The following is a 24,729-nucleotide window of genomic DNA, read 5'->3' as shown; positions in this document are numbered from 1 at the left end:
TTCCGCGCTTGCACAATGGCGCGCGATCCGCAAAAGCCCGACGCACTATGTTCAGCACCGATCTCATCGAAGCCGCTCGCAATTCCAAGTCATGGCCTTTTCAGGAGGCGCAGCGCCTGGCCAAACGTTATCGCGACGGCAAGACCGCAAAAGACGGAACGCCCGAGCCTGTTCTTTTCGAAACCGGTTATGGCCCCTCGGGCCTGCCGCACATCGGCACCTTTCAGGAAGTGTTGCGCACCACGCTGGTTCGCAAGGCGTATGAGATCGTGGCCGCCAGTGATGACGGAACGCCTGCGCCAACGCGGCTTGTCGCCTTCAGCGATGATATGGACGGCCTGCGCAAAGTGCCCGACAACGTGCCCAACAAGGCGCTGCTGGAAGAGCATCTGCACAAGCCATTGAGCCGTATCCCCGATCCTTTCGAAAAGTACGAGAGCTTTGCCGCGCACAACAACGCGATGCTGCGCGAATTTCTCGATCGCTTCGGTTTTGAATATGAATTCATCGCGGCTTCGGACCGCTACAACTCCGGCGCTTTTGACGATGCCCTGCGCGGTGTGCTGCGCAACAATCAGGCCATTCTCGATATCATGGTGCCTACGTTGCGTGCGGAACGTGCGGCGACATATTCCCCTATCATGCCGATCTCTCCCAAGACCGGGCACGTGTTGCAGGTGCCTGTAGAGGTTGTGGATGAGGACGCTGGCATCGTTCGCTTTACCGACACTGACGGAACCGTGACGGAGCAAAGCGCGCTGGGCGGCATGGCCAAGCTGCAGTGGAAGGTGGATTTCGCCATGCGCTGGGTCGCGCTGGGCGTTGATTACGAGATGTACGGCAAGGATCTGACCGACACTGGCGTGCAATCGGGCAAGATTGCCAAGGTGCTGGGCGGTCGTAAGCCAGAGGGGCTGATTTACGAGCTGTTCCTGGATGCCAATGGAGAGAAGATTTCCAAGTCCAAGGGCAACGGCCTGACGATCGAGGAATGGCTGACCTATGGCAGCGAGGAGAGCCTCGGCTTCTACATCTTCCCCAATCCCAAGAGCGCCAAGCAATTGCATGTCGACGTGATCCCGCGCGCCGTGGACGATTACTGGCAATTCCGCGAACGCATTACAGATCAGCCGATAGACAAGCAGCTGGGCAACCCCGCCTGGAACCTGCTGCGAGTAAAGGACGCCAGCGGCTCTCAGCCGCCCGCGGGATCGGGCGACAGCCTGCCGGTCACCTATGGCCTACTACTCAACCTCGTCAGCGTGCTGGGTGCCACGGCGACGCATGAGCAGGTGTGGTCCTACCTTGGCAATTACATGGACGATACCGATCCGGAAGATCATCCTGACCTCTATCGCCTCGTTGACAAGGCGCTGGCGTATAACCGCGATTTCGTGGCCCCGACGCTCAAAAAGCGTGCGCCTTCTGAAAATGAAGCCGCCGCCTTGCGTGAACTGGATGCCCGGCTGGCCGATCAGCCGGAGGATGCCGCGGCCGAGGATTTGCAGACCATCGTCTATGAAATCGGCAAGAACGAAGCGCACGGGTTTGACAATCTTCGTGACTGGTTCCGCGCGCAGTACGAGACGCTGCTGGGATCATCGCAAGGGCCGCGCATGGGCAGCTTCATCGCCCTCTATGGCGTCAAGAATACCCGCCAACTGATTGCAGAGGCGCTGGAGCGCTAAACCTCTGGAGCGCTAGCCAGAGTGGCTCAAAGCCACTTTCGCGTGCGATACCACTTGGTGATGATGTATTTCGATCCCGCCTGAACGGGCCTGCCTGCATGGATGGTGCGCTGGTTGGGTACGCCGGCGGGATCGGCATTGTTCCAGATCAGCAGCACGCCGGGCTTGGGTTCCAGCGACAGGCCGAGATCGGTGAAATCGGTGGTGCCGCCAGCCTCGACCTCGTTCAGGAACACCATCGTGGTGAAGCTGCGCTGGCCGCCGCGGCCCATCTCGAAATCCCAATAGCTGGTGCCGACATGGAAATAGTCCTGATGCGGCTGAAACTCCTGCCCCGGCATGTAGCGCTGGCCCTGGATGGTTTCCCCGAACAGCGGATCGATCCCCAGCAGATCATCCACCCGGCGACTGATCTTCTTCACGAACGGATCGCAGGGGTCGACATCGCCTGAATAGCTGGTGCGATAACCCGATTCGTAGCTCAGATCGAAAACCTTGCTGGGTTCTGCCACCGCATCGATCAATTCGATCATCTTCGCGCATTCGGCAGGGGTCATGAAATCGCCCAGCGCAAACAGTTCTGCCCCCTCGCAAGGAATTGGATAGACCAGCGGATTGGCCACCAGCCTTTCCCGAACCTGTTTGCCCAGCGTCCTCAGCCGGGCCTGATCCGCATTTGCGGGGAATTTGCTTTTCGTCTGGCTACCCATGATGGACAGGCTTTTTCCATTGCTGGCGGGCATAGGCAAGGGGTCTTGGCGCTAAACCCCGGCCAAACAAACGGAAACCCCCCGCCCGGTTAGGGGCAGGGGGTCCATTGCCGGCCACTCGCTCCGGCAACTTTGGTTTCTCCTTACCAGAAGAAATCGTAGATCACGTCGACCACTTCGCCGGTGTAGATGTCCACCAGCACGACATCGTCGTAATAGCGAACCCAGCGGTAGGGGCCGTAAACCTCCGGCAGACGATACTGCCAAGGATCGTTGATCCAGTAGCGGTCACCGAAGAACAGGCTGTTCAGCGTGAAACCGATGCTAAGCCGGCGATAGCTATAGTCGCGATAGGGCGAGTAATAGCGGCCCAGGCGATATAGGCGACGGTTGTTGGAGCGGTAGTGGCTCCAGTTATAGCGGCGATCATTGCGCCACTGGTTACGGTTCCACCGGCGATAGTCCCGGCGGGCCTCACGGCGCGCTTCCTGGCGATAATCGCGGCGATAATCCCTGCGGGCCTCGCGGCGTGCCTCCTGACGATATTCGCGGCGTGCATCCCGGCGATAATCACGACGATCGTTGCGATAGTCGCGGCTGCCATAGCTGCGGTTACGATCACCGCCATAGGTGCGATTGCGCGTGTCTACCTGGCGATCACCGCGGCGGATGTTGTCTGCCCGGCGATCTCCGCGCCGCTCTATCCGGTCTGCCCGGCGTTCGGAGCGACGATCGATCTGGCGTGCCTCGCGCCGGTCACCATTGCGACGTGCCTGATTGGCCTGGCGATCACCGCGGCGTTCCACCCGGTCTGCGCGGCGGTCGCTGCGCCTGTCCACCCGTTCTGCGCGGCGTTCACTGCGCTGTGCGGCATCACGGCGAGCGCGTGCTTGGCTGAGTTCGGAATTGTTGCGGCGTTCCACCGTCTCACGCGGAGCGCGGCGGGTTTCACGGTCTCTGCGACGCTCCTGCCGTGCTTCGCGGTTGCCGCGACGATCTTCACGAGCATCGCGGTCACGTCGCTGCGTATCGGTGGATGCTTCGGTTGCGGCGTTGGCGGAAGCCTCTGCCGTTTCGGGTATCATTGGAATTGCCATGGCAACTGCCAGCGCGGCCATGCCGCAGGACTTCAGTAATTGTGCGAGTTGCATTGCAACATCTCCCTTGTGTTGACCAATGCCGCTCGAGTGATGCGGCGTAGGATGTCTTTCGATGTCACAAGTTGTAACATTGCGCGATGAGCGGTATCTGAACCGGGATGTAAGGCTTCTGTTCATGTTTATCGCCACTTTCATGAACGGGCATTTCGGAGAGGGCAGAGACATCGAAACCCTTGATAACATTCGCCTCGATATCGCAGCGCGCCTGAACGAAGGCGCAACGAACCGCCGATCTGCCCTGCATACGCCCATTGTCGCCACCGCCGATGCCGATGCGCGGGTGATGGTGCTGCGCGCCTTTGAGGAGGCGGATTGGCGGCTGCGATTCCACACCGATGCCCGCGCTCCGAAGGCTGGTGTGATCGGGGAGGGCGCGCAGGTGGGCGTGCTGTTCTATGACCGGGAGGCGAAGCTGCAATTGCGCTGCCGGGGCCGCGGCTGGATCGAAACCGATACGCCGCTGGTGGATGCCGCCTGGGAGGCCAGCGATAACTACGCCCGCCGCTGCTATCTGGGCGAAGGGCCGGGCGCCGTGTCGAGCAAACCCACATCGGGCCTGCCGACAGAGTTCGAAGGGGTGAAGCCCACCGACGCCCAGCTCGCCCCGGCGCGAGAGCATTTCGCGATCCTGCTGGTGGAGCTGGAGGAGGCCGACTGGTTCAGCCTTGCCCACGATGGCCATAAGCGCGCGATCTTCGATCTGAAGAGCGGCGAGGGGCGCTGGGTTTCGCCGTGACTTCTGCGCCGATTCGCCCCGCGTTTCGCGGGCTAATGTGGAACACCTGGAACACTGTCCTGGGCTGAAAAACCTGTGGGCCGGAAATGGCGCGTTTCTGCGGATTACGTGGATTTGGCGGAAGCGGTGCATGGGCGGCGATGTGCCGCAATGTTGGATGTGTAGGGAAGGGACCTAGCGCCGCTTGAACCCCTCGCAACCTTGCGGCTCTGCCTCGCTGCGCTCGATCCGATCAACACGCGCTGCAGGCGGTCCGTCATGCATGGCGGCGACCAGGTCTTCAACCGCCTGATCCGTCCCCTCCAGATGCGCTTCCACTGTGCCATCGGGTAGGTTGCGCACCCATCCGCTGACGTTGAGCTTTCGCGCGGTGGTTACGGACCAGTCGCGGAAGAACACGCCCTGCACGCGGCCTTGGATGATGAGGAGAGTGGCAATCCGGTCTGTCATATGTTCAAGCTGAAGGCGAAAGCGCCAAATCGCAACCCGTGCTGCCCGGCTTGGCGATATGATGCTTCTACCTGCCTGAGCGAGCGAATTGATGGTCAAACAATCCGAACCTGAAAAAGGCCGACTGGTAATTGAAATTACAGCAAACGTTCAAACTCCTATCAGATATATGGGCGCGAAACTTTGTCGTTTGTCATGTAAGTGTTATCGTTAATTTCCACTAACAGATGGGGGTATTCTTTAATGAAGAAGTTTATTGTTATGTGCGCGGCCTTCGCAATTGCCGGTTGTGCGGATGAAGCGCCTGAACCTGCGGCGACCGAAGAGATGGCCGTAGAAGAAGTGGCTGCCGAGCCCGCCATTGCCAATACCATGGAAGTCACCAACGAGGACGGCGAGACCACCACCCTGGTTCGCTATGATGACGGAACCTACACGTTCGGCGATGCTACCGGCACCTATGCCGAGAGGGATGACGGGATGACCTGCTACCTTGGCGATGAGGAAGGCAGCGAGGAAAGCTGCTGGGCCGATTGGGTCGAGGGTGAAGACGGCACCATGACGTCTACCGCTGAAGATGGCCAGGTTGTTACACTGGCAAATTCCGGAGCCTGATCCATCACGATGGACACGGGCCCGGCGCCCGAAAGAGAAAAGGGGCGGTCATCAGGCCGCCCCTTTTTCGTTTATCGCGTCAGCTTCTTGTAAGCCACCCGCGTAGGCCGGTCCGCCGCATCGCCAAGGCGGCGGCGCTTGTCCTCTTCGTAGGCTTCGAAGTTGCCTTCGAACCATTCCACGTGGCTGTCGCCTTCGAACGCAAGGATATGCGTGGCGAGGCGGTCGAGGAAGAAGCGGTCGTGCGAGATTACCACGGCGCAGCCGGCGAAGTTCTCGATTGCCTCTTCCAGCGCGCCCAGTGTTTCCACGTCGAGGTCGTTGGTCGGTTCGTCCAGCAGCAGCACGTTGCCGCCCTGCTTCAGCATCTTGGCCATGTGCACGCGGTTCCGCTCACCGCCCGACAGCTTGCCGACGTTCTTCTGCTGGTCCTGCCCCTTGAAGTTGAACGCGCCGACGTAGGCACGGGTGGACGTCTCGTGCTTGTTGACGGTCATATAATCCAGCCCGTCGGAGATTTCTTCCCACACGTTGTTCTTCGGGTTCAGGTCGTCACGGCTCTGGTCGACATAGCCAAGGTGCACGGTTTCACCGATTTCGATGGTGCCGCTGTCTGGCGTTTCCTGCCCGGTGATCAGCTTGAACAGGGTGGATTTGCCCGCGCCGTTCGCGCCGATCACGCCCACGATGCCGCCCGGCGGCAGCATGAAGGACAGGTCTTCAAATAGCAGCTTGTCGCCATAGGCCTTGGTGATGTTCTTCGCCTCGATCACCTTGCCGCCCAGGCGCTCTGGCACCTGGATCACGATCTGCGCCTTGCCGGGCTTGCGGCTGCTCATCTCGTCCTGCAACTGGTCGAACTTGCGGATACGCGCCTTGGACTTGGTCTGGCGCGCGGCAGGCGTCTGGCGGATCCATTCAAGCTCTCGCGACAGCGCCTTCTGGCGGCCCGATTCCTCGCGGCTTTCCTGCTCCAGACGCTTGGCCTTCTTCTCCAGATAGGTGGAGTAGTTGCCCTCGTAGGGATAGTAGGAACCCCGGTCGAGTTCGAGGATCCAGCCCACCACGTTATCGAGGAAGTAGCGATCGTGGGTGATCATCAGCACGGCGCCGGCATATTCCTTGAGGTGGTTTTCCAGCCACTGCACGGATTCTGCGTCAAGGTGGTTGGTCGGCTCGTCCAGCAGCAGGATGTCGGGCTTCTGGATCAGCAGGCGGGTGAGGGCGACGCGGCGCTTCTCACCGCCGGAAAGGTTGGCAACTTCTGAATCGGAGGGCGGGCAGCGCAGGGCTTCCATCGCGATCTCCAGCTGGTTGTCCAGCGTCCAGCCGTCGACCGCGTCGATCTTGGTCTGCAGGTCGGCCATCTCGTCGCCCAGCTTCTCATAATCGGCATCGGGCTCCGCCATCTGCGCGGCAACCGCGTTGTAACGATCCACAAGGTCAGCTGTATCGCGCGCGCCGTCCTTCACGTTTTCAAGAACGGTCTTGCTCTCGTCCAGCTGCGGTTCCTGCGCCAGATAGCCGACGGTGATGTTCTCGCCCGGCCATGCTTCGCCCGTGTAATCGGTATCGATCCCGGCCATGATCTTCATCAGGGTGGACTTGCCCGCGCCGTTCGGCCCGACGATGCCGATCTTCGCCCCGCGATAGAACTGCAGGTTGATATCGGAAAGCACCGGCTTCTGCGCACCGGGGAAAGTCTTGGTCATGTTCTTCATGACATATGCGTATTGGGCAGCCATTGCGCGTCCTTGGGTATTGGATGTGATTTGATGTGGAGTTGCCGCAGCAGATAGGGCCTTGGGATTGCCGGGGCAAGCATGCATCGGCCCATGCGGAAACGCGGGTGGGTACGCATGCGGGGAACGGGCGCGCGCACGGCCGGTTCTACAACCATGAAACATAAATCCATTCTGGTCGCCCTTATCGCCATCCCGCTCAGCCTTGCAGCGCCCCCGGTGGCGGCACAGGATGGATCGGCGCTTTCCGTCACGCTTCCGGAAGGGCTGACGAAAAGCCAGCTTGGCAAGCGCGATATGCAGGTAATTGCGGTGCAGGCCATGCTGGATCGGACGAACCATTCACCCGGCGTGATCGACGGCTATATGGGCGGCAACACGCGCCGCGCGATAGAAGCCTATCGCAGCAATAATGATCTGCCAGCGGGCGACGGCATTGATGACGCGCTGCTGAAATCCTTGCAGGATGCGCAAAGCGGCAGTGTCTTCACCACCTACACCCTCACCGAAGATGACGTGAGCGGGCCTTTCTACGATATCCCCTCCGGCTTTGCCGAGCAGGCCGATCTGGAACGCGTGGGTTACAAGAACGCGCAAGAGATGCTGGCCGAGCGTTTCCACATGGACCAGAAGTTCTTCTCCGCGCTCAACCCGAACGCCGATCTCGGCAAGGCCGGGCAGAAGATCGTGGTGATATCGAAAGGTGACGGGGCGGTTTCAGGAACGATTACCCGGATCGAAGTGCGCAAGGATGCAGGCGAAGTCGCCGCGCTGGATGCAGAGGGCAATGAACTGGCCACCTATCCCGCCACCATCGGCAGCGGCGAATTTCCAAGCCCCAGCGGCAGCATGACGGTGAACGCAATCGCGGCAGAGGCGAACTACACCTTTGACCCGGATGACCAGAAATGGGGACCGGACAAGACCTTCGTCATACCCGCCGGCCCCAACAATCCCATCGGCGGCGTATGGATCGATCTGGGCAAGGATGGCTATGGCATCCACGGCTCGCCCGATCCGCAATTGATCGGCAAAACCACAAGCCACGGCTGTGTCCGCCTCACCAATTGGGATGCGAGGGCGCTGGCAAGGGCCGTATCGCAGGGCGTGAAGGTGGAATTCGTTTGAAGGCAGACGTTTGGCCGTGTGGTGCAACCTGTGTGAAGCGGTGATAGGTTCTGCATGGATATAGCGATCATTGGTGCCGGAATGGCGGGCCTCAGCTGTGCGCAGCGCCTTTCCGGCAATGGCCACGATGTGCGATTGTTCGACAAGGGCCGCGGCCCCGGCGGGCGGATGTCGGCTCGCCGCGCGCTGGGGGATGGCGAAACATTGCAATTCGATCACGGCGCGCAGTATTTCACCGCGCGCGATGAACGCTTTACACGGCAGGTGGAGCAGTGGGAGGCAGACGGCATCGTCGCCCGCTGGCCTGCCGCGAAGGATGATGCCTGGGTGGGCGTGCCCGCCATGAACGCGCCAATCAGGGCAATGGCCGATGCGTTGGGCGTGACATTCACTGCCAAGATCGATGGCGTGCGCGCGGTCGGCACTGGCTGGAAACTGCTGGGGGAGGGCGTGCCCGGCCAGATTTTCGACGCTGTTGTCTGCGCCGTTCCTGCTGAACAGGTTGCGCCGCTGCTGGCGCCGCATGCACCCGTAATTGCAGAGCTGGCCGAGGCTACGGTTTCTTACCCGTGCTGGACGGTGATGATCGCCTTTGCAGAGCGCCCCGATCTTCCCGATACATTGCGAGACGCTGGCCCCATCGGCTGGGCCGCACGCAACGCATCAAAACCCGGACGGGGCGATGCGGAATGCTGGGTGGTGCAGGCCTCGCCCGAGTGGTCTCGAAACCATCTGGAGGACGAGCAATCCGCAGTAGAGGCGCTCCTGCTGGAACAATTGGAAAAGCAGGCAGGCGGCACGCTGCCGCAGATCCGCCATGCCAGCGCGCACCGCTGGCGCTATGCCATGTGCGGCGATGCGGGGAAGGGCGCGATCTGGAGCGCGGAGACGTCCATCGGCGCCTGTGGTGACTGGCTGCACGGCCCGCGGGTGGAGAGTGCTTTCCTTTCCGGCTGGGAGCTGGCGCAGAAAATCATCGATCATGGCTGATGTTACGGTCTGGTTCGATGGCGATTGCCCGCTGTGCAGGCGGGAAATAGCCGGGATGCGTAAGCTGGACCGACGCGGCGCGATCGAATTCGTGGACCTTGGCGATGGCGCGGCGGAAAGCTGCCCAGTTTCGCGGGCGGAATTGCTGGCGCGTTTCCATGCGCGAGAGCATGGCGTGGTGTTGCACGGCGCGGCTGCCTTTGCCGCCATGTGGAGGGCGATCCCGTTGCTGCGCCCACTGGGCGAAATGGCCCGCATTCCTGCCGTGCTGTGGGTGCTGGAACGATTGTATCGCCGGTTCCTGGTCATCCTCCCCTATCTGCAACGGTTTTTCAGCAAGGGGGAGGCAGCATGAATCGTCCTGAACCAGATCCGGTGACGCCCGGACAGGAAAGCGTGTGGGATTATCCGCGCCCCGCAATCGCAGTAGCGACCGATGCGCACATCGTGATCGAACATGGCGGGCAGCGCATCGTGGATACGCGCAGTGCAGTGCGGGTGCTGGAAACCAGCCATCCGCCCAATTATTACATCCCGCCTGCCGATATCGCAGAGGGCGTGCTGCGCCGCGCGCCGGGCACATCCATGTGCGAGTGGAAGGGGTCAGCGAAATATTGGGACGTGGTGATCGGCGATGATGTGCTGCCCCGCGTCGGCTGGTCTTATCCCAACCCAACGCCCAGCTTTGCCCTGCTGGCCGATTTCGTGGCGTTCTATGCCGCGCCATTCGACGCCTGTTTCGTGGATGGCGAAAAAGTAGTCCCGCAGCCGGGCGAATTCTACGGCGGCTGGATCACCAGCAAGGTGGCGGGGCCGTTCAAGGGCATTCCGGGCAGCCGTTTCTGGTGATCCCCGGTTGGGAAGGCCTTGGCTGATGAGGCTTTTGGCATTAGCGAGTTGCCCCATGAAAAAACAATGTCTCTCGGCGGTCGCAGCCATCTCACTCATCCTTCCCGCCGCCGCTCAGGCGGAGCATCACACCACTGCCGTGGCAGACAGGGCCGATCACGCTCTGACGTCCGATCAGGCGGCATGGGATTTCCTGGAAGGCATCACCACCGAAGTTGGCCCGCGCCAGCCGGGCACCCCGGCAGAGGCACGCGGGCGCGCTTGGGCGATGGACTGGCTGAACGCGCGCGGTTTTGCCAAAGTGGCGGATGAACCGTTTCAGATGCGCACCTGGGTTCGCGGCGAGGAGGAAGCACGTGTCACCGCGCCTTTCGCGCAGCCGATGCACATCACTGCGCTGGGCAACACCGCCTCCACCGGGGCAGACGGGATTGAGGCCGAAGTGGTCTATTTCCCCAGCTATGCCGATCTGGAGGCTGCGCCCGTCGGCAGCCTGAGCGGCAAGATCGCCTTCATCAGCCATGACATGCGCCCGACGCAGGATGGTTCCGGCTACAGCTTTGCCGGGCCTGCCCGCTGGACGGGGCCAAGCCTTGCCGCCAGCAAGGGCGCGATTGCCACTATCATCCGATCGATCGGCACGGAAAACCACCGCACGCCGCACACCGGCGGCACCACATTTGCCGATGGGGTGGAGCCCACCCCGGCAGGCGCGCTGTCAAACCCCGATGCAGACAATCTGGAGCGGATGTTCGCGCGCGCCGACGGCCAGCCCATCACCATGCACCTTACGCTGACGCCGCGCTGGCTGGGTGACACCACCAGCGGCAATGTGTTGGGGGAAATCACCGGCAGCAATCCTTCCTTGCCGCCCGTGCTGGTGGCCTGCCACCTCGATAGCTGGGATCTGGGCACCGGCGCGATTGACGATGCCGCCGGCTGCGCCATTGTCGCCTCCGCCGCGTTGAACGTTGCCGAGGCAGGCCAGCCGCTGCGCACCATCCGCGTGTTGATGGCGGGTGCAGAGGAAACGGGCCTGTGGGGCAGTGAAGCCTATAGCGCCACGCATATCGATGAACCTATTGGCGTTGGCATGGAGAGCGATTTCGGTGCCGATCGCATCTGGCGATTTGAAAGCAATTTCCGGGAGACGAACCCCGATCTGCATGCCCGCATCGCGCAATCGGTGGCGCGTTTTGGTGTGGCCAATTCCACCAATGTCGCCAGCGGCGGGGCGGACATCAATATCAGCCGCGATCAGGGCGGGGCTATCATCGATCTGCAGCAGGATGGCACCCGCTATTTCGAATTGCACCACACGCCTGACGATACGCTGGACAAGGTAGACCCCGTGCAGCTGCGCCAGAACGTGGCGGTGTGGACGCAGGTTGTTGGCATTCTCGCCAACGAGGCGGAAAGCATTCAGACCGGCGAATAATCGCTCCCCGCTTGCGGCCCCGCCATGCGGAAGCTAGGGGCGCTTTTGCACGCAAGGTTGGGTGCGGGCCTGTAGCTCAGTGGTTAGAGCTGGCCGCTCATAACGGCTAGGTCGCGGGTTCGAATCCTGCCGGGCCCACCACCTTGCGTGCCAATCGCTTCAGATCATGCGTTCGGCAGCCAGCCGCGGGCAATCGGCGGCGACCAGCCCCTTATCGTCCCAGCGCTCTATATAATAGGCCTGCCGCGCCTCCAACTGCGCGCAGGCCACGTTCACGCCATCGGCATAGATCACGCCCAGCGTTCGCCCATAGCGATCCTGCCCCAGCCGAACGATGGTGAGCTGCGCGCCATTCACCCGGTCCTCCATGGTGCGGGTGGAGGCATCGCCATCACCCGGCACGCATGTGCGCCCCTTGCGGCAGGCGCGCGTTTCCGGTGCGTCTATTCCGGTGATACGAATGCGTTCGTCGCCGCAGCGGATGGTGTCTCCATCCGTTACGCTGCAGGACATGGTGAGGGCGATAGCGGTTGCCGCAGTTGCGATAGTGAACATGCGGCAAGCCTAAGCCGCCAATTGGCTCGCCCCCTCGCGCATCTGCCTCCGATCTGGAGGCGTAAGACTAGGTAGAAGCACATATCATCGGTGTGGGCAATGTGCGCTCGCTCTGTGAGAATGTGATATTTATTTGGCCACCAAGTGGATTGGAGCTTGCACCGTTTTCGCGCAAAACCTAAGGGCGGTCCCGGTCCGGGGAGTGGCGCAGCCTGGTAGCGCATCTGTTTTGGGAACAGAGGGTCGCAGGTTCGAATCCTGTCTCCCCGACCATTTTCTGCCGGACGAACCCTTCCGGCCTGCTGTTCTGCCGCAATCAGGCAGCCAGATCCCCTACCGCACTACCGATCCCATGACGTCCCTCACGCTGCTGGGCTTCACGCCGCGCGTTTCGAGATAGGTGAGGATGCGGCGCCACCAGTCATACAATCCATCAAGATCCGCATCATCGCGCACGTAAGGGGTGGAGCCGGGCAGCAGGGAAGGACTGTGAAACGATAGCACCAGCATGGGCAGGCCATCGTCCAGCGCCATGTCTATGCCGCGTATCGCTTCCTCTACGCTCACACCCTCCGGCGTGAGCGGAACGCGTTCCAGCAATCCCAGCCGCGCCAGAACGCCGCGCATCGCAGGCGCGCGCCAGAGGCGCGGATAGATGAAGGCCCCTTGTCGCCGCAGCATGCCCCAGAAGGCGCTGGTGAGCGGCAGTTCCAGCAAGGTCTTGTCCTCGTCCACCCAATAGGGCGCGAGGGGGTGGGCGCGATAATCAGGGCCGCCGCCGCTGGAATAATCGAACAGCGGGCGAACCGAAGTGTCGATGGCGATGCCGTGACTGGTCAGCAATTTCGCCGTATTCCTGCCAAGGCCATATCGGCCCGCGCGATAAATCAGTGGAGCGATGCCGAAATTGCTTTCGATCGCATCGCGCAGTGCCTTCAGCTTGGCACCTTCCAGCTCGGCAGGCAGGTTTCCGGCAAAGGAATTCTGCTGCGTCACCTCTTCCTGAAACGGCGGGTTGACCCATGGGTGCAATTGCACGCCGATCTCCGCGCGGCCCTGCATCAGCGGTTCGCGCAAAATCTCCCTTGCGGTGCGAGAATTGGCGATGGGCCAATCCACCAGGTAGACAGGGACAACGCCTTGGCCCTCACAAAAATCCTGAAATTTCTCCAGCCTGCGCACATGACGCGTATCGTGGCTGTCTCGCGTCAATGGTTGCTCCCAGTCGAAATCCTCTTCGGTGTCGACTGTCAGCAGAAAACGCGGGGTATCATCCGCGAAACGTGCCATGGCGCGTGCGGATGGCGGATTGAGCAGATTGCCCATCGACAATGTCGATCTCCCTGCATGCAGTAAAGGGGCGTCAGCCCCCCGCGATCCCGCCAGCGGTGCTATGGGGGGTAGCTTGCAAGGTCAAGGCGGGCAGGCGCAGAGTTGCCCTGTCTTTTTCACATGTCAGGGAACCGCCCGCGGCAATCGCTTCCACCTCTGCCAGCCGGAATGCGAAGGCGGGGCCGAACATGCCCGCGCTGATCGCGCGCCGCCGCTGACCTTCTCGGGACGTATCTGCAGCGCCAAGGCGCAGGCTTTCCGGCACATCCAGACCAAGTTCGACGGTGGTGCCGTCACTGGACAGGGCCAGTTCGGATGTCTCTCCCGGTGCCAGTGCGCCCGCTGCGGTGGCCAGCAAACGCCAGCACATGGCCAAGACTTCCCCGCGATCCAGCGGCACGGTGAAGTGATCGCCGGAAACATTCAGGGCAAAACCGGCATTGCGACCCCGCAGCACGCCTTCCAGCCGCTGCGCCGTATCGGACAGCGCCACGCGAAAGTCGCACGCGCCTTCTTCCAGCTTCATGGTGCGGCTTTCCAGCTTCACCAGCCGGTCCACCTCGTCAAAGCCTGCCAGCAGCTTTGCCGCATCCACCGCGATGGAAGCCGCATGGGCGCGATATTCATGCGGCACATTGCCGAAGATCTGCTGCTGGATGATCTCTGCAAAACCCTGGATCGCGTTTACGGGCGTGCGCAATTCATGCAGCACCTGCCGCATGGCGTCACCCTGCGTATCGGGCGCAGTGGCCGGATCGGGCGCGACAGGGCGATAGAGCCGCGCGGCATAGCCGTTGAATGCGCCGGTGGAGTGGACGAACAACGGCGTTGCATCCATCAGCCATTCCCCGCTGATATCAGGGGCAGCATCCATTAAGAGGCTTGCCTGGTTCAGCGGCTGACGTCGACGCAGACGCAGGGCAACGTCATCGGCGAAGCTCACCAGCGAACCTGCAGTAGGCGCGGTCAGGACCATGCCGGTCAACATGGGCGCGGCCAGCCCGTCACAGTGAACGATGGCACCGCTGCCATCGGTGATTACGTCGATCAGCGAATTGTCCGAGTCCTCCACCTGAGGGCCGGAGCCTATCGCTCGAGCATTTGAGCCGGTGCGGCCATTCTGGCGGCCTTCGCGGAATGCTTCGATCCGGCGGCGCAGGGCTCGGATGCCGTCTTCCGGTTCGGCTGGCGATACCCCCATCGCGGGCTGCGCCTCTGCCTCGGCAACAGCCTCCGCTTTCGCCGACTGCTCCGCCGTCAGATACATGGGCAACACCAGATCACCCACGCCAAGCTGTGCCAGCAGATCCTTTACCGAGGCTGGAAGATCACGGCGATGGCGCAAAAATCCGCGGGCGGTGATGGGCAGGCGCGGGATAAGGTCCAGCCATTCATCCTCGGTCAGACGCGCCACCGCGACGGCGGCAGCGGCGGGTTTTGGCTCCCCCTCGGCAAGGAATGCCACGAACTCTGCATTGCGCAGCCGCGTGCCAGGCTCTCGCAAAATGGCTGATTGAGTCTCTTGCGGAATCGCAGCCTGATATTCGCGCAGCCGGACAAACGCACTGATGTTCGCAAGGTGCGGATCATTTTTTTCCAGCGCCGGCCGCACCAGAATCCGCTCTATCTCCGCTGCGGGAAGGGTGGCCGCCATGCGGGCAAGCCGGGCCAGCGCCTGGCCCGAAAGCTGAGTGTCGCGCGTGCCCAGCAGATCCAGCAACTGCCTGAATTGCGTGCGCAAAGCCGCTTCGCTTCCGGCGCGCATGCGCAGCACGGTGGCTAGGCGGTCGTCGAATAACATGCAGGCTCCGGCTGGAAACGCGGTTAAAAAATCATCAACCGTCGCATTAACCGGGTCCGGCGGGGCAAGCATGGTTAAGGACCGATGCGTTGCAAAAGGGGACAGTTACCCGCATAGGGAACTTTGTTATGCAATTCTTCGTTATGGCGTTTTATATGTTGCGCAACCCATCCGCAGGGTAGCGGGTTTCGCATAGGGGGACTTTCCGATGTCCACACTCGACAAGATTGATCGTCGCTTGCTGGCAGAACTGCAGGCAGAAGGCCGGGTGACGAATGTTGATCTGGCGCGCCGCGTCGGGCTGACCGCGCCGCCATGTCTGCGCCGGGTGCGCTCTCTTGAAGAGGACGGCGTGATCCGTGGTTACCACGCCGATCTGGATGCTTCCAAGCTTGGTTTCGCAATCACCGTGTTTGCCATGGTATCCCTGCGCAGCCAGGCGGAGGAGGATCTGAAGGCGTTTGAGGATCACATCGCCGGCCTGGACGAGGTGCGGGAGTGCCACATGCTGAATGGCGAGATCGACTTCATTCTGAAGATCGTGAGCAAGGACCTGCAAAGCTTCCAGGAATTTCTCACCAGCAAGCTGACGCCCGCACCCAATGTGGCCAGCGTAAAAACTTCGCTTACGATTCGCACCGCCAAGCATAAGCCCGGCGTCCCGCTGGAGCAGTAGGCTTGGCTGGCGGCAGTATCGACGGGCACTGCCTATGCGGGGCCGTACGAATCACGGTCGAGCAGCCGAAAAACCATCTCGAAATCTGTCATTGCGATATGTGCCGCCGCTGGGGCGGGGCGTTTTATGGCGCGCTGACGGGCGAGGGCTTCTCCATCGCAGGAGAGGACGAAATCACGGCTTACCGATCAAGCGAATGGGCGGAGAGGGCCTTTTGCGGCACGTGCGGCAGCAATTTGTGGTTCAAGTTCTTGCCCACCGGAAATCGCAGTTTCCACGCTGGACTGTTCCCCGATGCCGATAGTTTCGAAATCGAGAAAGAGATTTTCACCGATGAGAAGGCTGGTTGGGGCGATATGATGGGTGACCATCCCCGGCAAACCGGGGAAGAGGTGATTGCCGAGGCTAAGGCTGCGGGCTTTACCTTCGATTAGACCGCGCCAGAGACCGGGCCAGAGACCGCGCCAGAGACCGGGCTAAATCAGGCCGGACGTAAAACCGGTGTAGGCGACATATGAAACCAGCAGGATGCCACCTTCCCTGCGCGACAGGCGCCCGCCGGTATAGGCGAACACCATCACCACCAGCGCGGCAAGCGCCGCCAGCGGCAAGTCGAATTGCACGATCTGCGCGGGAAAATCACTGGGGGCCGCCATGCCGGTGACCCCGCCAATAAACAGCAAATTGTAGATGTTGGAGCCCAGCACATTGCCCAGCGCAATATCGCTCTGCCCCCGGATTGCCGCGATCACCGACGTAACCAGTTCCGGCGCGGACGTGCCGATTGCCACGATGGTGAGGCCGATCACCGCCTCGCTCACACCAAGGGAGGAGGCGATGGAAACCGCGCCATTCACCAGCAGCGTGCCCCCGCCCACGATCAGGATCAGGCCAACGGCGAACAATGCCAAAGCAGTGCCCAGGCTGCCTTCCGGCTTGTCATGCGGGGTAAGCTGCGCGTCGAAACCTTCGGATGCTGCGGCCCTGTCGTACGCCGCGCTGTGGTCTACCGGCGCCAGCTTCTCCTGCTTGTAGGCGCTCCAGATATACAGGAAGAGGCCGATCAGCAGGATAGTAGCGACAATCCGGTCCAGGCCGAAAGTAAAGGAGGCGACAATCATCGCCAGCGAGGCGGCAAGCCCCACGCCGCCATCGCGCCAAAGTGACGTGCGATCCACCGCCATCGGCGCGATCAGCGCCGCGGCGCCCAGCACCAGCAGCAGATTGGCGATGTTGGAGCCGACGATATTGCCGATCGCCAGGCCTGGCGAACCTGCCAGCGCGGCCTGCACGCTGGCGGCCAGTTCCGGGCTGGATGTACCAAGGCCGACGACGACGAGGCCGATCAGCATTGGAGACAGATTCAGCCGCTCCGCAATGCGCACAGCGCCGCGCACCATCACGTCACCGCCGATCATCAGCAGGACGAGGCCACCCAAAAGCAGGCCGATATCGGTAAGCGAAGGCATGGCGCGTCTGCCTGCCGTCAGCTTTCGCTGGCGGCGTTCTCTGCCTTAGCGCGTTCCGCCAGCCATTCTTCCAGCCATTTAATCGTATAATCGCCGCTCAGCACGTCGGGCTGTTTCAGCAGTTCCTGATGGAGGGGAATCGAGGTTTTTACTCCCTGGATTACCATCTCTTCCAGCGCCCGGCGCAAACGCATCAGGCAACCTTCGCGCGTGCGGCCGTAGACGATCAGCTTGGCGATCATGGAATCGTAATAGGGCGGGATCGTGTATCCGGCATAAAGCCCGCTATCCACGCGCACATGCATGCCGCCGGCCTGGTGGTAATATTCGATCTTGCCGGGGCTGGGGGCGAAGGTGAACGGGTCTTCGGCGTTGATCCGGCATTCGATCGCGTGGCCAGAAAAGACAATATCTTCCTGTTTTACCGACAGATCCTTGCCGTCGGCGATACGGATCTGCTCTCGCACCAGATCCATGCCGGTGATCGCTTCGGTAACGGGATGCTCCACCTGCAGGCGGGTGTTCATCTCGATGAAGTAGAATTTGCCGTCTTCCCACAGGAATTCGATCGTGCCCGCGCCGCGATATTCCATTGTTGCCATGGCATCGGCCACGATGCCGCCCATGCGCATTCGGTCTTCCTGGGAAATGACCGGGGAGGGCGCTTCCTCGAACACCTTCTGATGGCGGCGCTGCAAGGAGCAATCGCGCTCCCCCAGATGGATAGCGTTACCGCGTCCGTCACCGAATACCTGGAATTCGATATGGCGCGGGTTGCCGAGGTATTTTTCCAGATACATCGTGTCATCACCGAACGCGGCCATCGCCTCGTTCTGCGCCTGTTTCACGAGTGTTTCGAGCTGGTCTTCGCTGGGGATGACCTTCATCCCGCGACCACCACCGCCACTCGCCGCCTTGGCCAGCACGGGATAACCGATTTCCGCCGCGACTTCGCGCATCTCGTCAAAATCGGAGACTGCGCCATCACTGCCGGGCACCAGTGGCAGGCCAAGCGCGCCGGCGGTTTTCTTCGCCTGCACTTTGTCACCCATGGTGCGGATATGTTCAGGCTTGGGGCCGATCCACTTGATATCGTGTGCTTCCACGATGTCGGCAAACTTGGCGTTTTCCGAAAGAAAGCCGTAGCCGGGATGGATAGCGTCTGCGCCGGTGATCTCTGCCGCCGAAATGATGGCAGCGTGGTTGAGATAGCTTTCCGATGCGGCCGGCGGGCCGATGCAAACTGCGTGATCCGCCAGTCGTACATGCATGGCATCGGCATCGGCGGTGGAATGCACCGCCACGGTCTCGATACCCATCTCATGTGCGGCGCGATGGATGCGCAGCGCGATTTCACCGCGGTTTGCGATCAATATGCGGGAAATGGCCATGGTGATTGCCCCCTATGCCACGATGGCGAGAGGCTGGTCGAATTCCACCGGCTCGCCATTGCCGATCAGCATTTCCTTTACGGTGCCATCCTTGGTTGCCGTGATCGGGTTCATCACCTTCATGGCCTCCACGATCAGCAGGGTGTCTCCTGCCTTTACACTGTCGCCCACCTTCACGAAGTTGGGCGAACCCGGATCGGAGGCGAGATAGGCCGTGCCCACCATTGGCGATTTCACGGCGTTGGCAAGGTCGACCGGTGCATCGGCTGCGAGTGCCGGAGCAGCGACATCTGCCGATGGCGCGGGAGCAGCAGCAGGCGCTGGTGCAACATGCGTGGTGGGCGCGCTGGCAACTGCGGCGCGGGATACGCGGATCTTGCGATCCTCGTCCTCCACCTCGATCTCTGTCAGGCCGGTGTCGGCCAGGATATCGGCCAGCTCGCGCACCAGATCGGTATCGACGCTAAATGCACCCTTGCGGGCGGTAGTGCCCTTCTTCTCAGGCATGTAATCCCCGTTTCTGCGACCATTGTCAGGAATATTTGCGGCTAGAACTTGTGACGCCGCAAGGCAAGTGGCCCCGTGTATCCGTCATCGTGACGTCACAGGGCCATGGTAGCCGGCTTAAAGCTTTGCCGCTGCGTCCAGCGCCAGCTCGTATCCATAGGCGCCAAAGCCCGCGATGGAGCCGATGGCCGCCATGCCGACATAGCTTTTGTGCCTGTATGCTTCGCGCGCTGCGGGGTTGGAGATATGCACTTCGATCACGGGCGTCTTGATGGATCGGATCGCATCATACAGCGCCAGTGAGGTGTGGGTGAGGGCACCTGCGTTCACGATAACGGCCTTGGCGCCATCGGATTGCGCTTCGTGCAGCCAGTCTACCAGATGGCCTTCGTGGTTGGACTGGCGCATCTCGATCTCGATACCCAGTGGCCGGCCACGATCTTCGAGGCGGGAGGCGATGTCATCCAGCGTATCGGCGCCGTAGATTTCAGGCTCTCGCACGCCGAGCAGGTTCAGATTGGGTCCGTTCAGGACATAAACAGTATCAGTCATGGCATCAGCCCTTAGCCGCCCTGAAGGGGTGCGGCCAAGGGTTGATTGACCATCAGGCCGTTTGGGCGCCTATTTCTCCACGCCCTTCACCTTCCCCCACTGCCGCGCGGCGGTGTAGCCAAGGTAGCCGGTGCCAAACAGCGCATAGAGCGGCTCTGGCAGGCCGCTGAGGTAATCATTGATACCCTTGGCGATATCATGCGCCGCGGTGGGCGAAAACGCCGACAGCACGCCCATCGGCAACGCCGTAAGCAACAGGATATACATGACATAAAGGAAGCTGGGGCGGGCGCGGCTGGTCCAGGGATCTTGCGAACTCGCCTCTGCCACGATGGCGGAAAGGCGCGCTTCGATTCGCTGCATTTCCTGCGTGCCTTCCAGCTTTATCAGTTCGATCTTGGCGCGTTCCCGCGCTTCCTTGTCAGGAATGATCTTGTCGATGATGGAGGCGATGGGACCGATGAGCGATTCAAGAATGGCCATTATGTATTTGTTCCGCTTGCTGTTTAACTTGCGGCGCTTTGCCGGGGTGGCCAGGCAGTAGGAAAGGCCAGACAGCAAGGAGGCCCAGGCAAAAGGCCCGGAGATCCTCAAAGTGTGCTTGGGATTGATCCGTGCAGGCTGATGCGCGACAGGTGTTGTTCGGGAGAGGGAAGTTTCATGCGCACCACGCAACGCTATTCGACGGTCGCCATCGTCTTGCACTGGCTGATCGCACTGGCCCTGGCGGCAGAGATCGCGCTCGGTTTCGCGATGCCGAAGGATGCCAGCGGTTTTGCCGCCTTCCAGCTGCATAAAAGCATCGGCATCACCATCCTCGCCCTCAGCCTGCTGCGGCTGGGCTGGCGCGTTACCCACGCGCGGCCTGCGCCGATAGAACGCGGCGTGACAGGTTTCCTCGCCGCCGCCGTGCATGTGGGCTTTTACATCTTCATGATCGCCATGCCGCTGACGGGATGGGCGCTGGTGTCAACCGATCCAAGCGATATCCCCACGCTGCTTTACGGCGTGGTGCCCCTGCCGCATCTGCCGCTGGGGCAAGGCGTGAATGGCCTTGCCGGCGAAGCGCATGAACTCCTCGCCTGGGGCGGGCTGGCGCTGTTTGCGCTGCATGTGGTTGGCGCTCTGCGGCATCACTTCCTGATCAGGGACGGCCTGCTTGCCCGGATGGGTGGAGGCGGATTTGTCCTCGCCATGCTGGCCGCCGTTTTGCTGCTGGGCCTTGGCGTATTTGCCTATGAGGGCGGATTTTCGCAGCGGGCAGAGCATGACCATGCAACGGATCATGCCAGCGATCATGCGACTGATGTGCATTGTGACGGTGATCAGCAAACCCTCGCGGATGATGGCCACAATCACGTGCACGAGGATGAAGCTGAGGACGAAACTGCGGACAGTGCCGAGGACGATCAACAGGATGAAGAGACTGTTGCCGAAGCTGAGCCTGAGGTGGTGGAACCTGTCGGCCCGCCGCCGAGCTGGGCGATCCAGCCGGGCGGTACGCTGCGTTTCGCTATCGACAATGGCGGCACCACGCTGAAAGGCAGCTTCGCCAATTGGAGCGGCTCTATCGTCATGGATCCCGATGCCCCGCAAAGCGCGAAGATTTCCATCACCGTGGACCTTGCCAGCGCCAGCCTGGGCGACGCGACGCAGGACACCATGCTGTGGGGCGGTGATTTCCTCGATACCTCCTCGCATGCGCAGGCAACATGGCGCAGCAGCAGTGTGCGTCGTATTTCGGGCAATCGGTATGAGGCTGATGGCACCTTGTCACTCAAGGGCAAGAGCAGGCCGCAACGCATTGTATTCACGTTGAACGGCAGCGGAAAAACCCGCTCTGTCAGCGGTAGCGCCACCGTGGATCGCAAGGCCTTCTCCGTCGGCACCGGATCGAATGCAGCCAATCTTGCGCCGTCAGTCAATGTTACCTTTGCTTTTGACGCGGTGTCTTGATCGCACGGCGAGTTGATAGCAGGGCGGGCTTGTTTATGAGGCATTGCAGACGCGCGAACAGGCCGACTGAATAACCGCAAGGGATGAAAATCATGACCGACCACAAAATCGAAACCCTCACCATCCACGCCGGGCAAAAGCCTGACCCCACCACCAATGCCCGGATCACGCCGATCTACCAGACGGCGAGCTACGTGTTCGATGATGCGGAACATGCGGCGAACCTCTTCGCGCTGAAGGAATTCGGCAACATCTACAGCCGCATCATGAATCCCACCAATGATGCGCTGGAGCAGAAGATTGCCGCGCTGGAAGGGGGCGTGGGCGCTCTGGGCGTTGCATCGGGCCATGCGGCGCAGCTGATCGCCTTTCACACGCTGATGGAAACAGGCTGCAACATCGTGGCGGCCAAAAAGCTGTATGGCGGATCGCTCAACCAGATGGGGGAGGCGTTCAAGAAATTTGGCTGGGAAACCCGCTTCGTAGATGCGGACGATCCGGAGAACATCCGCGCTGCAATGGATGAGAAGACGCGCTGCGTTTTCATCGAATCTCTCGCCAATCCCGGCGGCGTCGTCACCGATATTCAGGCGATTGCCGATGTCGCGCATGCTGGCGGCGTGCCCTTGATCGTGGACAACACGATGGCGAGCCCCGCGCTGTGCCGTCCGTTCGAGCATGGCGCGGATATCGTGACACATTCCACCACCAAGTTCCTGAACGGCCACGGCAATTCCATCGGCGGCGTAATTGTGGACAGCGGCAAGTTTGACTGGAAGGCGCAAGGGGCAAAGTTCCCCAGCCTCACCCAGCCGAACGGTTCGTATCACGGCGCGGTGCTGGTGGACGCGCTGGAGCCCATTGGCCCCATCGCCTTCATCATCGCCTGCCGCGTGCTGGGCCTGCGCGACCTTGGCCCGGCGATGGCACCGCAGAACGCCTGGCTGGCGCTGACCGGCATGGAAACGCTCGCCCTGCGGATGGAGCGTCATTGCGACAACGCGCTGGCGGTGGCCAAATGGCTGCAAGCGCACGAGAAGATCGATTGGGTCAGCTATGCTGGCCTGGACGACAATGAATACAAGCCGCTCGCCGACAAATACCTTGGCGGCAAGGGCGGCGCAGTGTTCACCTTTGGCGTGAAGGGCGGATATGAGGCTGGCGTAAAGCTGGTGCAGGCCGTGGAACTGTTCAGCCACCTCGCCAATATCGGCGATACGCGCAGCCTGATCATCCACCCGGCATCCACCACGCACAGCCAGCTAGAAGGCGATGCCCTGATCGCGGCCGGTGCAGGCCCGGAAGTTGTGCGCATTTCGGTGGGGATCGAGCATATCGACGATATCATAGCCGATCTGGAGAAAGGGCTGGCGGCGATCTGATGATCCTGCGCGGCTTTGTAGCGGCCACTGCGCTTTCCCTCGCCGTTTCGGCAGGGGCGCAGGAGGCTGCGACGCCCATCACCATAGGGCAGTCCCACATCCTCGCCATGGCCGGTGATGACGGTGCGCGGGCAATCAATGTGTTCCTGCCGCAAGGGTATGAGAATGGGGAAGATGATTATCCCGTTCTCTATCTTCTGGATGGCGGGATTAATCAGGATTTCCTGCACATCAGCGGCACAGCGGCGCTGAACGCCCTGTGGGGCCGATCGCAGCCTGCCATCATCGTGGGAATCACCTCAAGAGACAGGCGCGCCGAGCTGATCGGATCCGCCGGTAATGCGCAGGAGCGTGAAGCTTTCCCAACAGCGGGCAATGCGGCTGCCTTCCGCACCTTTGTGAGAGACAAGGTAAAACCTCTGATCGAGGCCGAATATCGTACCAACGGCACCGACGTGATCCTTGGCGAATCGCTGGCGGGCCTGTTCATCGTGGAAACGTGGCTGACGGAGCCTGACCTGTTCGATGCCTATGGTGCGGTGAACCCAAGCCTGTGGTGGGGTGATCAGGCGCTGGCACGCTCGGCAAGGGACGGCCTTGGGGAGGGGCACAGCGCAGCGCGCCTTTTGCTCAGCTTCTCCAACGAAGGGCCGGAAACGCAGCATGCCATTGAAATGGTCGCTGAAGCTGCAGGCGACAGCGCCTGCCTGCTGGCAACGCCGGAACTAACCCACGCGACGGCCTATCACATCCTCTCGCCCGCCGTGCTGCAGTATCTGCTGCCGACGGAGTATGAGTTTGAGCCGGAATGGGGCTTTACCGTGCCATGCGCAGGGCAGGGCGCTGCTGAGTAGCGCTTTTACGTAAGGCTCTTCAGAATCAATTTTGTTGGGTGCGACACGCGCGCCACCAATCCAGCCCTGCCGCGAACGCATGATTCCCGCTTGCGGCGGAGCAGGGCGCGGGCTCTTCAAGAAGGCCGCCTATCACAAGCGATCTGGGGGATTTGGGGTGAATTCCACTGGTCGGGAAGACAGGATTCGAACCTGCGACCCCCACACCCCCAGTGTGATGCGCTACCAGGCTGCGCTACTTCCCGAGACCAGTGGAGAGCGGCCCTATAGTTGGGCATTTCCAGTCTGGCAACCACCTCGATTGCCTCAATTTGCCAATGCTGCTAGGCGCGCTGCGCAATGTGCCGTGGCGGGGCGACACTTGAACCTCGCCTCTGCCTCCCCACTCTACTGTTTCCAATGTTCGGGATGGACCTCGATTGATGTTTGATATTCTTTCTGCCGCAGCCGCAGCCGATGCTCCTCCGGGATGGCTGCAGTTCCTGCCCATCGTCGGCATGATCGTCATTTTCTGGTTCCTGCTGTTCCGCCCGCAGATGAAGCGCGCCAAGGAACACCAGCAGAAGGTGGAAGCCCTGAAGAAGAATGATCAGGTCGTCACCGCAGGCGGCCTCGTGGGCAAGGTGGTGAAGGTGGACGATACCTATGCCGAGGTGGAAATCGCCAAGGATACCCGCGTGAAAGTGGTGAAAAGCACCATCGGCGATATCCTGAAGCCGGGCGGCGCCAAGCCAGCCAACGACTGATC

Annotated in this window: 26 protein-coding genes and 3 tRNA genes; 16 read left to right on the top strand and 13 right to left on the bottom strand. The window is 61.3% G+C overall.

All coding sequences use genetic code 11. The annotated features are described in order from the left end of the window. The first annotated feature begins 47 nt into the window (after positions 1 to 47). A complete protein-coding gene (locus GRF63_RS16045; protein WP_160487075.1) occupies positions 48 to 1,688 on the top strand; it encodes a lysine--tRNA ligase in 1,641 nt (546 codons plus the stop codon). Positions 1,689 to 1,714: 26 nt separating this feature from the next. Here GRF63_RS16045 and GRF63_RS16040 read toward each other — a convergent pair whose 3' ends face one another. Beyond that, positions 1,715 to 2,431: a prolyl hydroxylase family protein gene (locus GRF63_RS16040; RefSeq protein ID WP_237392572.1), complete on the bottom strand. Its 717-nt coding sequence runs from the start codon at positions 2,429 to 2,431 to the stop codon at positions 1,715 to 1,717. 110 nt (positions 2,432 to 2,541) lie between these two features. Next, entirely contained in the window at positions 2,542 to 3,549 is a 1,008-nt protein-coding gene (locus tag GRF63_RS16035; protein ID WP_237392571.1) for an RcnB family protein, read from the bottom strand. 61 nt (positions 3,550 to 3,610) lie between these two features. On the opposite strand from GRF63_RS16035, the gene GRF63_RS16030 reads away from it, so the two are divergent. Beyond that, positions 3,611 to 4,294 (top strand): pyridoxamine 5'-phosphate oxidase family protein, encoded by a 684-nt coding sequence (locus GRF63_RS16030; protein ID WP_237392570.1) that lies wholly within the window; start codon positions 3,611 to 3,613, stop codon positions 4,292 to 4,294. Between the two features lie 174 nt (positions 4,295 to 4,468). On the opposite strand, the gene GRF63_RS16025 is transcribed toward GRF63_RS16030, so the two are convergent. After that, on the bottom strand, positions 4,469 to 4,744 hold the full coding sequence (locus GRF63_RS16025; protein ID WP_160487074.1) for an acylphosphatase: 276 nt from the start codon (positions 4,742 to 4,744) through the stop codon (positions 4,469 to 4,471). Positions 4,745 to 4,987: 243 nt separating this feature from the next. On the opposite strand from GRF63_RS16025, the gene GRF63_RS16020 reads away from it, so the two are divergent. Further along, positions 4,988 to 5,359 carry a hypothetical protein gene (locus GRF63_RS16020; RefSeq protein ID WP_160487073.1) on the top strand — a complete coding sequence of 124 codons (372 nt, stop codon included), beginning with the start codon at positions 4,988 to 4,990 and terminating at the stop codon, positions 5,357 to 5,359. A gap of 71 nt (positions 5,360 to 5,430) precedes the next feature. Here GRF63_RS16020 and ettA read toward each other — a convergent pair whose 3' ends face one another. Beyond that, the gene (gene ettA, locus GRF63_RS16015; RefSeq protein WP_160487072.1) at positions 5,431 to 7,104 is read right to left on the bottom strand and encodes an energy-dependent translational throttle protein EttA; all 1,674 of its coding nucleotides are present in this window, start codon (positions 7,102 to 7,104) and stop codon (positions 5,431 to 5,433) included. Between the two features lie 153 nt (positions 7,105 to 7,257). On the opposite strand from ettA, the gene GRF63_RS16010 reads away from it, so the two are divergent. The 6 genes from GRF63_RS16010 to GRF63_RS15985 all read left to right on the top strand — a co-directional run bounded on the left by GRF63_RS16010 (position 7,258) and on the right by GRF63_RS15985 (position 11,647). Continuing rightward, complete coding sequence (locus tag GRF63_RS16010; protein ID WP_237392569.1) at positions 7,258 to 8,229, top strand: L,D-transpeptidase; 972 nt, start codon at positions 7,258 to 7,260, stop codon at positions 8,227 to 8,229. 54 nt (positions 8,230 to 8,283) lie between these two features. Next, positions 8,284 to 9,219, top strand: a complete 936-nt coding sequence (locus tag GRF63_RS16005; protein ID WP_160487070.1) for an NAD(P)/FAD-dependent oxidoreductase — start codon at positions 8,284 to 8,286, stop codon at positions 9,217 to 9,219. Continuing rightward, positions 9,212 to 9,574, top strand: a complete 363-nt coding sequence (locus GRF63_RS16000; RefSeq protein ID WP_160487069.1) for a thiol-disulfide oxidoreductase DCC family protein — start codon at positions 9,212 to 9,214, stop codon at positions 9,572 to 9,574. Before GRF63_RS16005 ends, GRF63_RS16000 begins: the two co-directional genes overlap by 8 nt. Continuing rightward, entirely contained in the window at positions 9,571 to 10,068 is a 498-nt protein-coding gene (locus GRF63_RS15995) for a DUF427 domain-containing protein (RefSeq protein ID WP_160487068.1), read from the top strand. The genes GRF63_RS16000 and GRF63_RS15995 overlap by 4 nt, the downstream gene beginning before the upstream one ends. A gap of 55 nt (positions 10,069 to 10,123) precedes the next feature. Beyond that, complete coding sequence (locus tag GRF63_RS15990; protein WP_160487067.1) at positions 10,124 to 11,506, top strand: M28 family peptidase; 1,383 nt, start codon at positions 10,124 to 10,126, stop codon at positions 11,504 to 11,506. 65 nt (positions 11,507 to 11,571) lie between these two features. Then, positions 11,572 to 11,647 (top strand) — tRNA-Ile (locus tag GRF63_RS15985). Between the two features lie 18 nt (positions 11,648 to 11,665). Here GRF63_RS15985 and GRF63_RS15980 read toward each other — a convergent pair. After that, a complete protein-coding gene (locus GRF63_RS15980; RefSeq protein WP_160487066.1) occupies positions 11,666 to 12,061 on the bottom strand; it encodes a thermonuclease family protein in 396 nt (131 codons plus the stop codon). Between the two features lie 196 nt (positions 12,062 to 12,257). Between GRF63_RS15980 and GRF63_RS15975 the strand changes: the two genes are divergently transcribed. After that, a tRNA-Pro gene (locus GRF63_RS15975) sits at positions 12,258 to 12,334 on the top strand. Between the two features lie 60 nt (positions 12,335 to 12,394). Here the strand turns inward: GRF63_RS15975 and GRF63_RS15970 are convergent. Together GRF63_RS15970 and GRF63_RS15965 are read right to left on the bottom strand one after the other, a co-directional pair. Continuing rightward, complete coding sequence (locus GRF63_RS15970) at positions 12,395 to 13,393, bottom strand: polysaccharide deacetylase family protein (RefSeq protein WP_160487065.1); 999 nt, start codon at positions 13,391 to 13,393, stop codon at positions 12,395 to 12,397. A 31-nt stretch (positions 13,394 to 13,424) separates the two neighbouring features. After that, positions 13,425 to 15,194, bottom strand: a complete 1,770-nt coding sequence (locus GRF63_RS15965) for a sensor histidine kinase (protein WP_160487064.1) — start codon at positions 15,192 to 15,194, stop codon at positions 13,425 to 13,427. A gap of 208 nt (positions 15,195 to 15,402) precedes the next feature. On the opposite strand from GRF63_RS15965, the gene GRF63_RS15960 reads away from it, so the two are divergent. After that, positions 15,403 to 15,870: an Lrp/AsnC family transcriptional regulator gene (locus GRF63_RS15960; protein ID WP_160487063.1), complete on the top strand. Its 468-nt coding sequence runs from the start codon at positions 15,403 to 15,405 to the stop codon at positions 15,868 to 15,870. Between the two features lie 2 nt (positions 15,871 to 15,872). Continuing rightward, a complete protein-coding gene (locus GRF63_RS15955) occupies positions 15,873 to 16,304 on the top strand; it encodes a GFA family protein (protein WP_272914677.1) in 432 nt (143 codons plus the stop codon). A gap of 42 nt (positions 16,305 to 16,346) precedes the next feature. Here the strand turns inward: GRF63_RS15955 and GRF63_RS15950 are convergent, their stop codons facing one another. From GRF63_RS15950 to GRF63_RS15930, 5 genes are all read right to left on the bottom strand, one after another. Next, positions 16,347 to 17,339, bottom strand: a complete 993-nt coding sequence (locus GRF63_RS15950; protein WP_160487061.1) for a calcium/sodium antiporter — start codon at positions 17,337 to 17,339, stop codon at positions 16,347 to 16,349. 17 nt (positions 17,340 to 17,356) lie between these two features. After that, positions 17,357 to 18,730, bottom strand: a complete 1,374-nt coding sequence (gene accC, locus GRF63_RS15945) for an acetyl-CoA carboxylase biotin carboxylase subunit (RefSeq protein ID WP_160487060.1) — start codon at positions 18,728 to 18,730, stop codon at positions 17,357 to 17,359. A 12-nt stretch (positions 18,731 to 18,742) separates the two neighbouring features. Beyond that, positions 18,743 to 19,237 (bottom strand): acetyl-CoA carboxylase biotin carboxyl carrier protein, encoded by a 495-nt coding sequence (accB, locus tag GRF63_RS15940; RefSeq protein WP_160487059.1) that lies wholly within the window; start codon positions 19,235 to 19,237, stop codon positions 18,743 to 18,745. Between the two features lie 117 nt (positions 19,238 to 19,354). Next, complete coding sequence (gene aroQ, locus GRF63_RS15935; RefSeq protein WP_160487058.1) at positions 19,355 to 19,789, bottom strand: type II 3-dehydroquinate dehydratase; 435 nt, start codon at positions 19,787 to 19,789, stop codon at positions 19,355 to 19,357. A gap of 69 nt (positions 19,790 to 19,858) precedes the next feature. Next, complete coding sequence (locus GRF63_RS15930) at positions 19,859 to 20,272, bottom strand: holin family protein (RefSeq protein ID WP_160487057.1); 414 nt, start codon at positions 20,270 to 20,272, stop codon at positions 19,859 to 19,861. Between the two features lie 177 nt (positions 20,273 to 20,449). On the opposite strand from GRF63_RS15930, the gene GRF63_RS15925 reads away from it, so the two are divergent. From GRF63_RS15925 to GRF63_RS15915, 3 genes are all read left to right on the top strand, one after another. Beyond that, entirely contained in the window at positions 20,450 to 21,745 is a 1,296-nt protein-coding gene (locus GRF63_RS15925; RefSeq protein ID WP_160487056.1) for a cytochrome b/b6 domain-containing protein, read from the top strand. Positions 21,746 to 21,837: 92 nt separating this feature from the next. Further along, on the top strand, positions 21,838 to 23,127 hold the full coding sequence (locus tag GRF63_RS15920) for an O-acetylhomoserine aminocarboxypropyltransferase (protein WP_160487055.1): 1,290 nt from the start codon (positions 21,838 to 21,840) through the stop codon (positions 23,125 to 23,127). Beyond that, on the top strand, positions 23,127 to 23,981 hold the full coding sequence (locus GRF63_RS15915; protein WP_160487054.1) for an alpha/beta hydrolase: 855 nt from the start codon (positions 23,127 to 23,129) through the stop codon (positions 23,979 to 23,981). The genes GRF63_RS15920 and GRF63_RS15915 overlap by 1 nt, the downstream gene beginning before the upstream one ends. Positions 23,982 to 24,149: 168 nt before the next feature. Here the strand turns inward: GRF63_RS15915 and GRF63_RS15910 are convergent. Then, positions 24,150 to 24,226: transfer RNA gene (locus GRF63_RS15910), tRNA-Pro, on the bottom strand. A gap of 177 nt (positions 24,227 to 24,403) precedes the next feature. On the opposite strand from GRF63_RS15910, the gene yajC reads away from it, so the two are divergent. Next, entirely contained in the window at positions 24,404 to 24,727 is a 324-nt protein-coding gene (yajC, locus tag GRF63_RS15905; protein WP_160487053.1) for a preprotein translocase subunit YajC, read from the top strand. The last annotated feature ends 2 nt before the right edge of the window (positions 24,728 to 24,729 follow it).

Source organism: Aurantiacibacter rhizosphaerae, from assembly GCF_009807005.1.
Classification (GTDB): Bacteria; Pseudomonadota; Alphaproteobacteria; order Sphingomonadales; family Sphingomonadaceae; genus Alteraurantiacibacter; species Alteraurantiacibacter rhizosphaerae.
Note: the sequence above shows the minus strand (reverse complement) of the source record. Positions and strands in the feature narration are given on the sequence as shown.

Excerpts from the sequence above, each read along its gene's own strand:
- GRF63_RS15995 (WP_160487068.1), top strand. The coding sequence starts at position 9,571 with ATGAATCGTCCTGAACCAGATCCGGTGACGCCCGGACAGGAAAGCGTG.
- GRF63_RS16010 (WP_237392569.1), top strand. The coding sequence starts at position 7,258 with ATGAAACATAAATCCATTCTGGTCGCCCTTATCGCCATCCCGCTCAGC.
- GRF63_RS16005 (WP_160487070.1), top strand. The coding sequence starts at position 8,284 with ATGGATATAGCGATCATTGGTGCCGGAATGGCGGGCCTCAGCTGTGCG.
- GRF63_RS16040 (WP_237392572.1), bottom strand. The coding sequence starts at position 2,431 with ATGCCCGCCAGCAATGGAAAAAGCCTGTCCATCATGGGTAGCCAGACG.
- GRF63_RS15960 (WP_160487063.1), top strand. The coding sequence starts at position 15,403 with ATGTCCACACTCGACAAGATTGATCGTCGCTTGCTGGCAGAACTGCAG.
- GRF63_RS15950 (WP_160487061.1), bottom strand. The coding sequence starts at position 17,339 with ATGCCTTCGCTTACCGATATCGGCCTGCTTTTGGGTGGCCTCGTCCTG.
- GRF63_RS15965 (WP_160487064.1), bottom strand. The coding sequence starts at position 15,194 with ATGTTATTCGACGACCGCCTAGCCACCGTGCTGCGCATGCGCGCCGGA.
- GRF63_RS15915 (WP_160487054.1), top strand. The coding sequence starts at position 23,127 with ATGATCCTGCGCGGCTTTGTAGCGGCCACTGCGCTTTCCCTCGCCGTT.
- GRF63_RS16025 (WP_160487074.1), bottom strand. The coding sequence starts at position 4,744 with ATGACAGACCGGATTGCCACTCTCCTCATCATCCAAGGCCGCGTGCAG.
- GRF63_RS15990 (WP_160487067.1), top strand. The coding sequence starts at position 10,124 with ATGAAAAAACAATGTCTCTCGGCGGTCGCAGCCATCTCACTCATCCTT.
- aroQ (WP_160487058.1), bottom strand. The coding sequence starts at position 19,789 with ATGACTGATACTGTTTATGTCCTGAACGGACCCAATCTGAACCTGCTC.
- GRF63_RS16030 (WP_237392570.1), top strand. The coding sequence starts at position 3,611 with ATGTCACAAGTTGTAACATTGCGCGATGAGCGGTATCTGAACCGGGAT.
- ettA (WP_160487072.1), bottom strand. The coding sequence starts at position 7,104 with ATGGCTGCCCAATACGCATATGTCATGAAGAACATGACCAAGACTTTC.
- GRF63_RS16000 (WP_160487069.1), top strand. The coding sequence starts at position 9,212 with ATGGCTGATGTTACGGTCTGGTTCGATGGCGATTGCCCGCTGTGCAGG.
- GRF63_RS16045 (WP_160487075.1), top strand. The coding sequence starts at position 48 with ATGTTCAGCACCGATCTCATCGAAGCCGCTCGCAATTCCAAGTCATGG.
- accC (WP_160487060.1), bottom strand. The coding sequence starts at position 18,730 with ATGGCCATTTCCCGCATATTGATCGCAAACCGCGGTGAAATCGCGCTG.
- GRF63_RS15980 (WP_160487066.1), bottom strand. The coding sequence starts at position 12,061 with ATGTTCACTATCGCAACTGCGGCAACCGCTATCGCCCTCACCATGTCC.
- GRF63_RS15920 (WP_160487055.1), top strand. The coding sequence starts at position 21,838 with ATGACCGACCACAAAATCGAAACCCTCACCATCCACGCCGGGCAAAAG.
- GRF63_RS15930 (WP_160487057.1), bottom strand. The coding sequence starts at position 20,272 with ATGGCCATTCTTGAATCGCTCATCGGTCCCATCGCCTCCATCATCGAC.
- yajC (WP_160487053.1), top strand. The coding sequence starts at position 24,404 with ATGTTTGATATTCTTTCTGCCGCAGCCGCAGCCGATGCTCCTCCGGGA.
- GRF63_RS16020 (WP_160487073.1), top strand. The coding sequence starts at position 4,988 with ATGAAGAAGTTTATTGTTATGTGCGCGGCCTTCGCAATTGCCGGTTGT.
- GRF63_RS15925 (WP_160487056.1), top strand. The coding sequence starts at position 20,450 with ATGCGCACCACGCAACGCTATTCGACGGTCGCCATCGTCTTGCACTGG.
- accB (WP_160487059.1), bottom strand. The coding sequence starts at position 19,237 with ATGCCTGAGAAGAAGGGCACTACCGCCCGCAAGGGTGCATTTAGCGTC.
- GRF63_RS16035 (WP_237392571.1), bottom strand. The coding sequence starts at position 3,549 with ATGCAACTCGCACAATTACTGAAGTCCTGCGGCATGGCCGCGCTGGCA.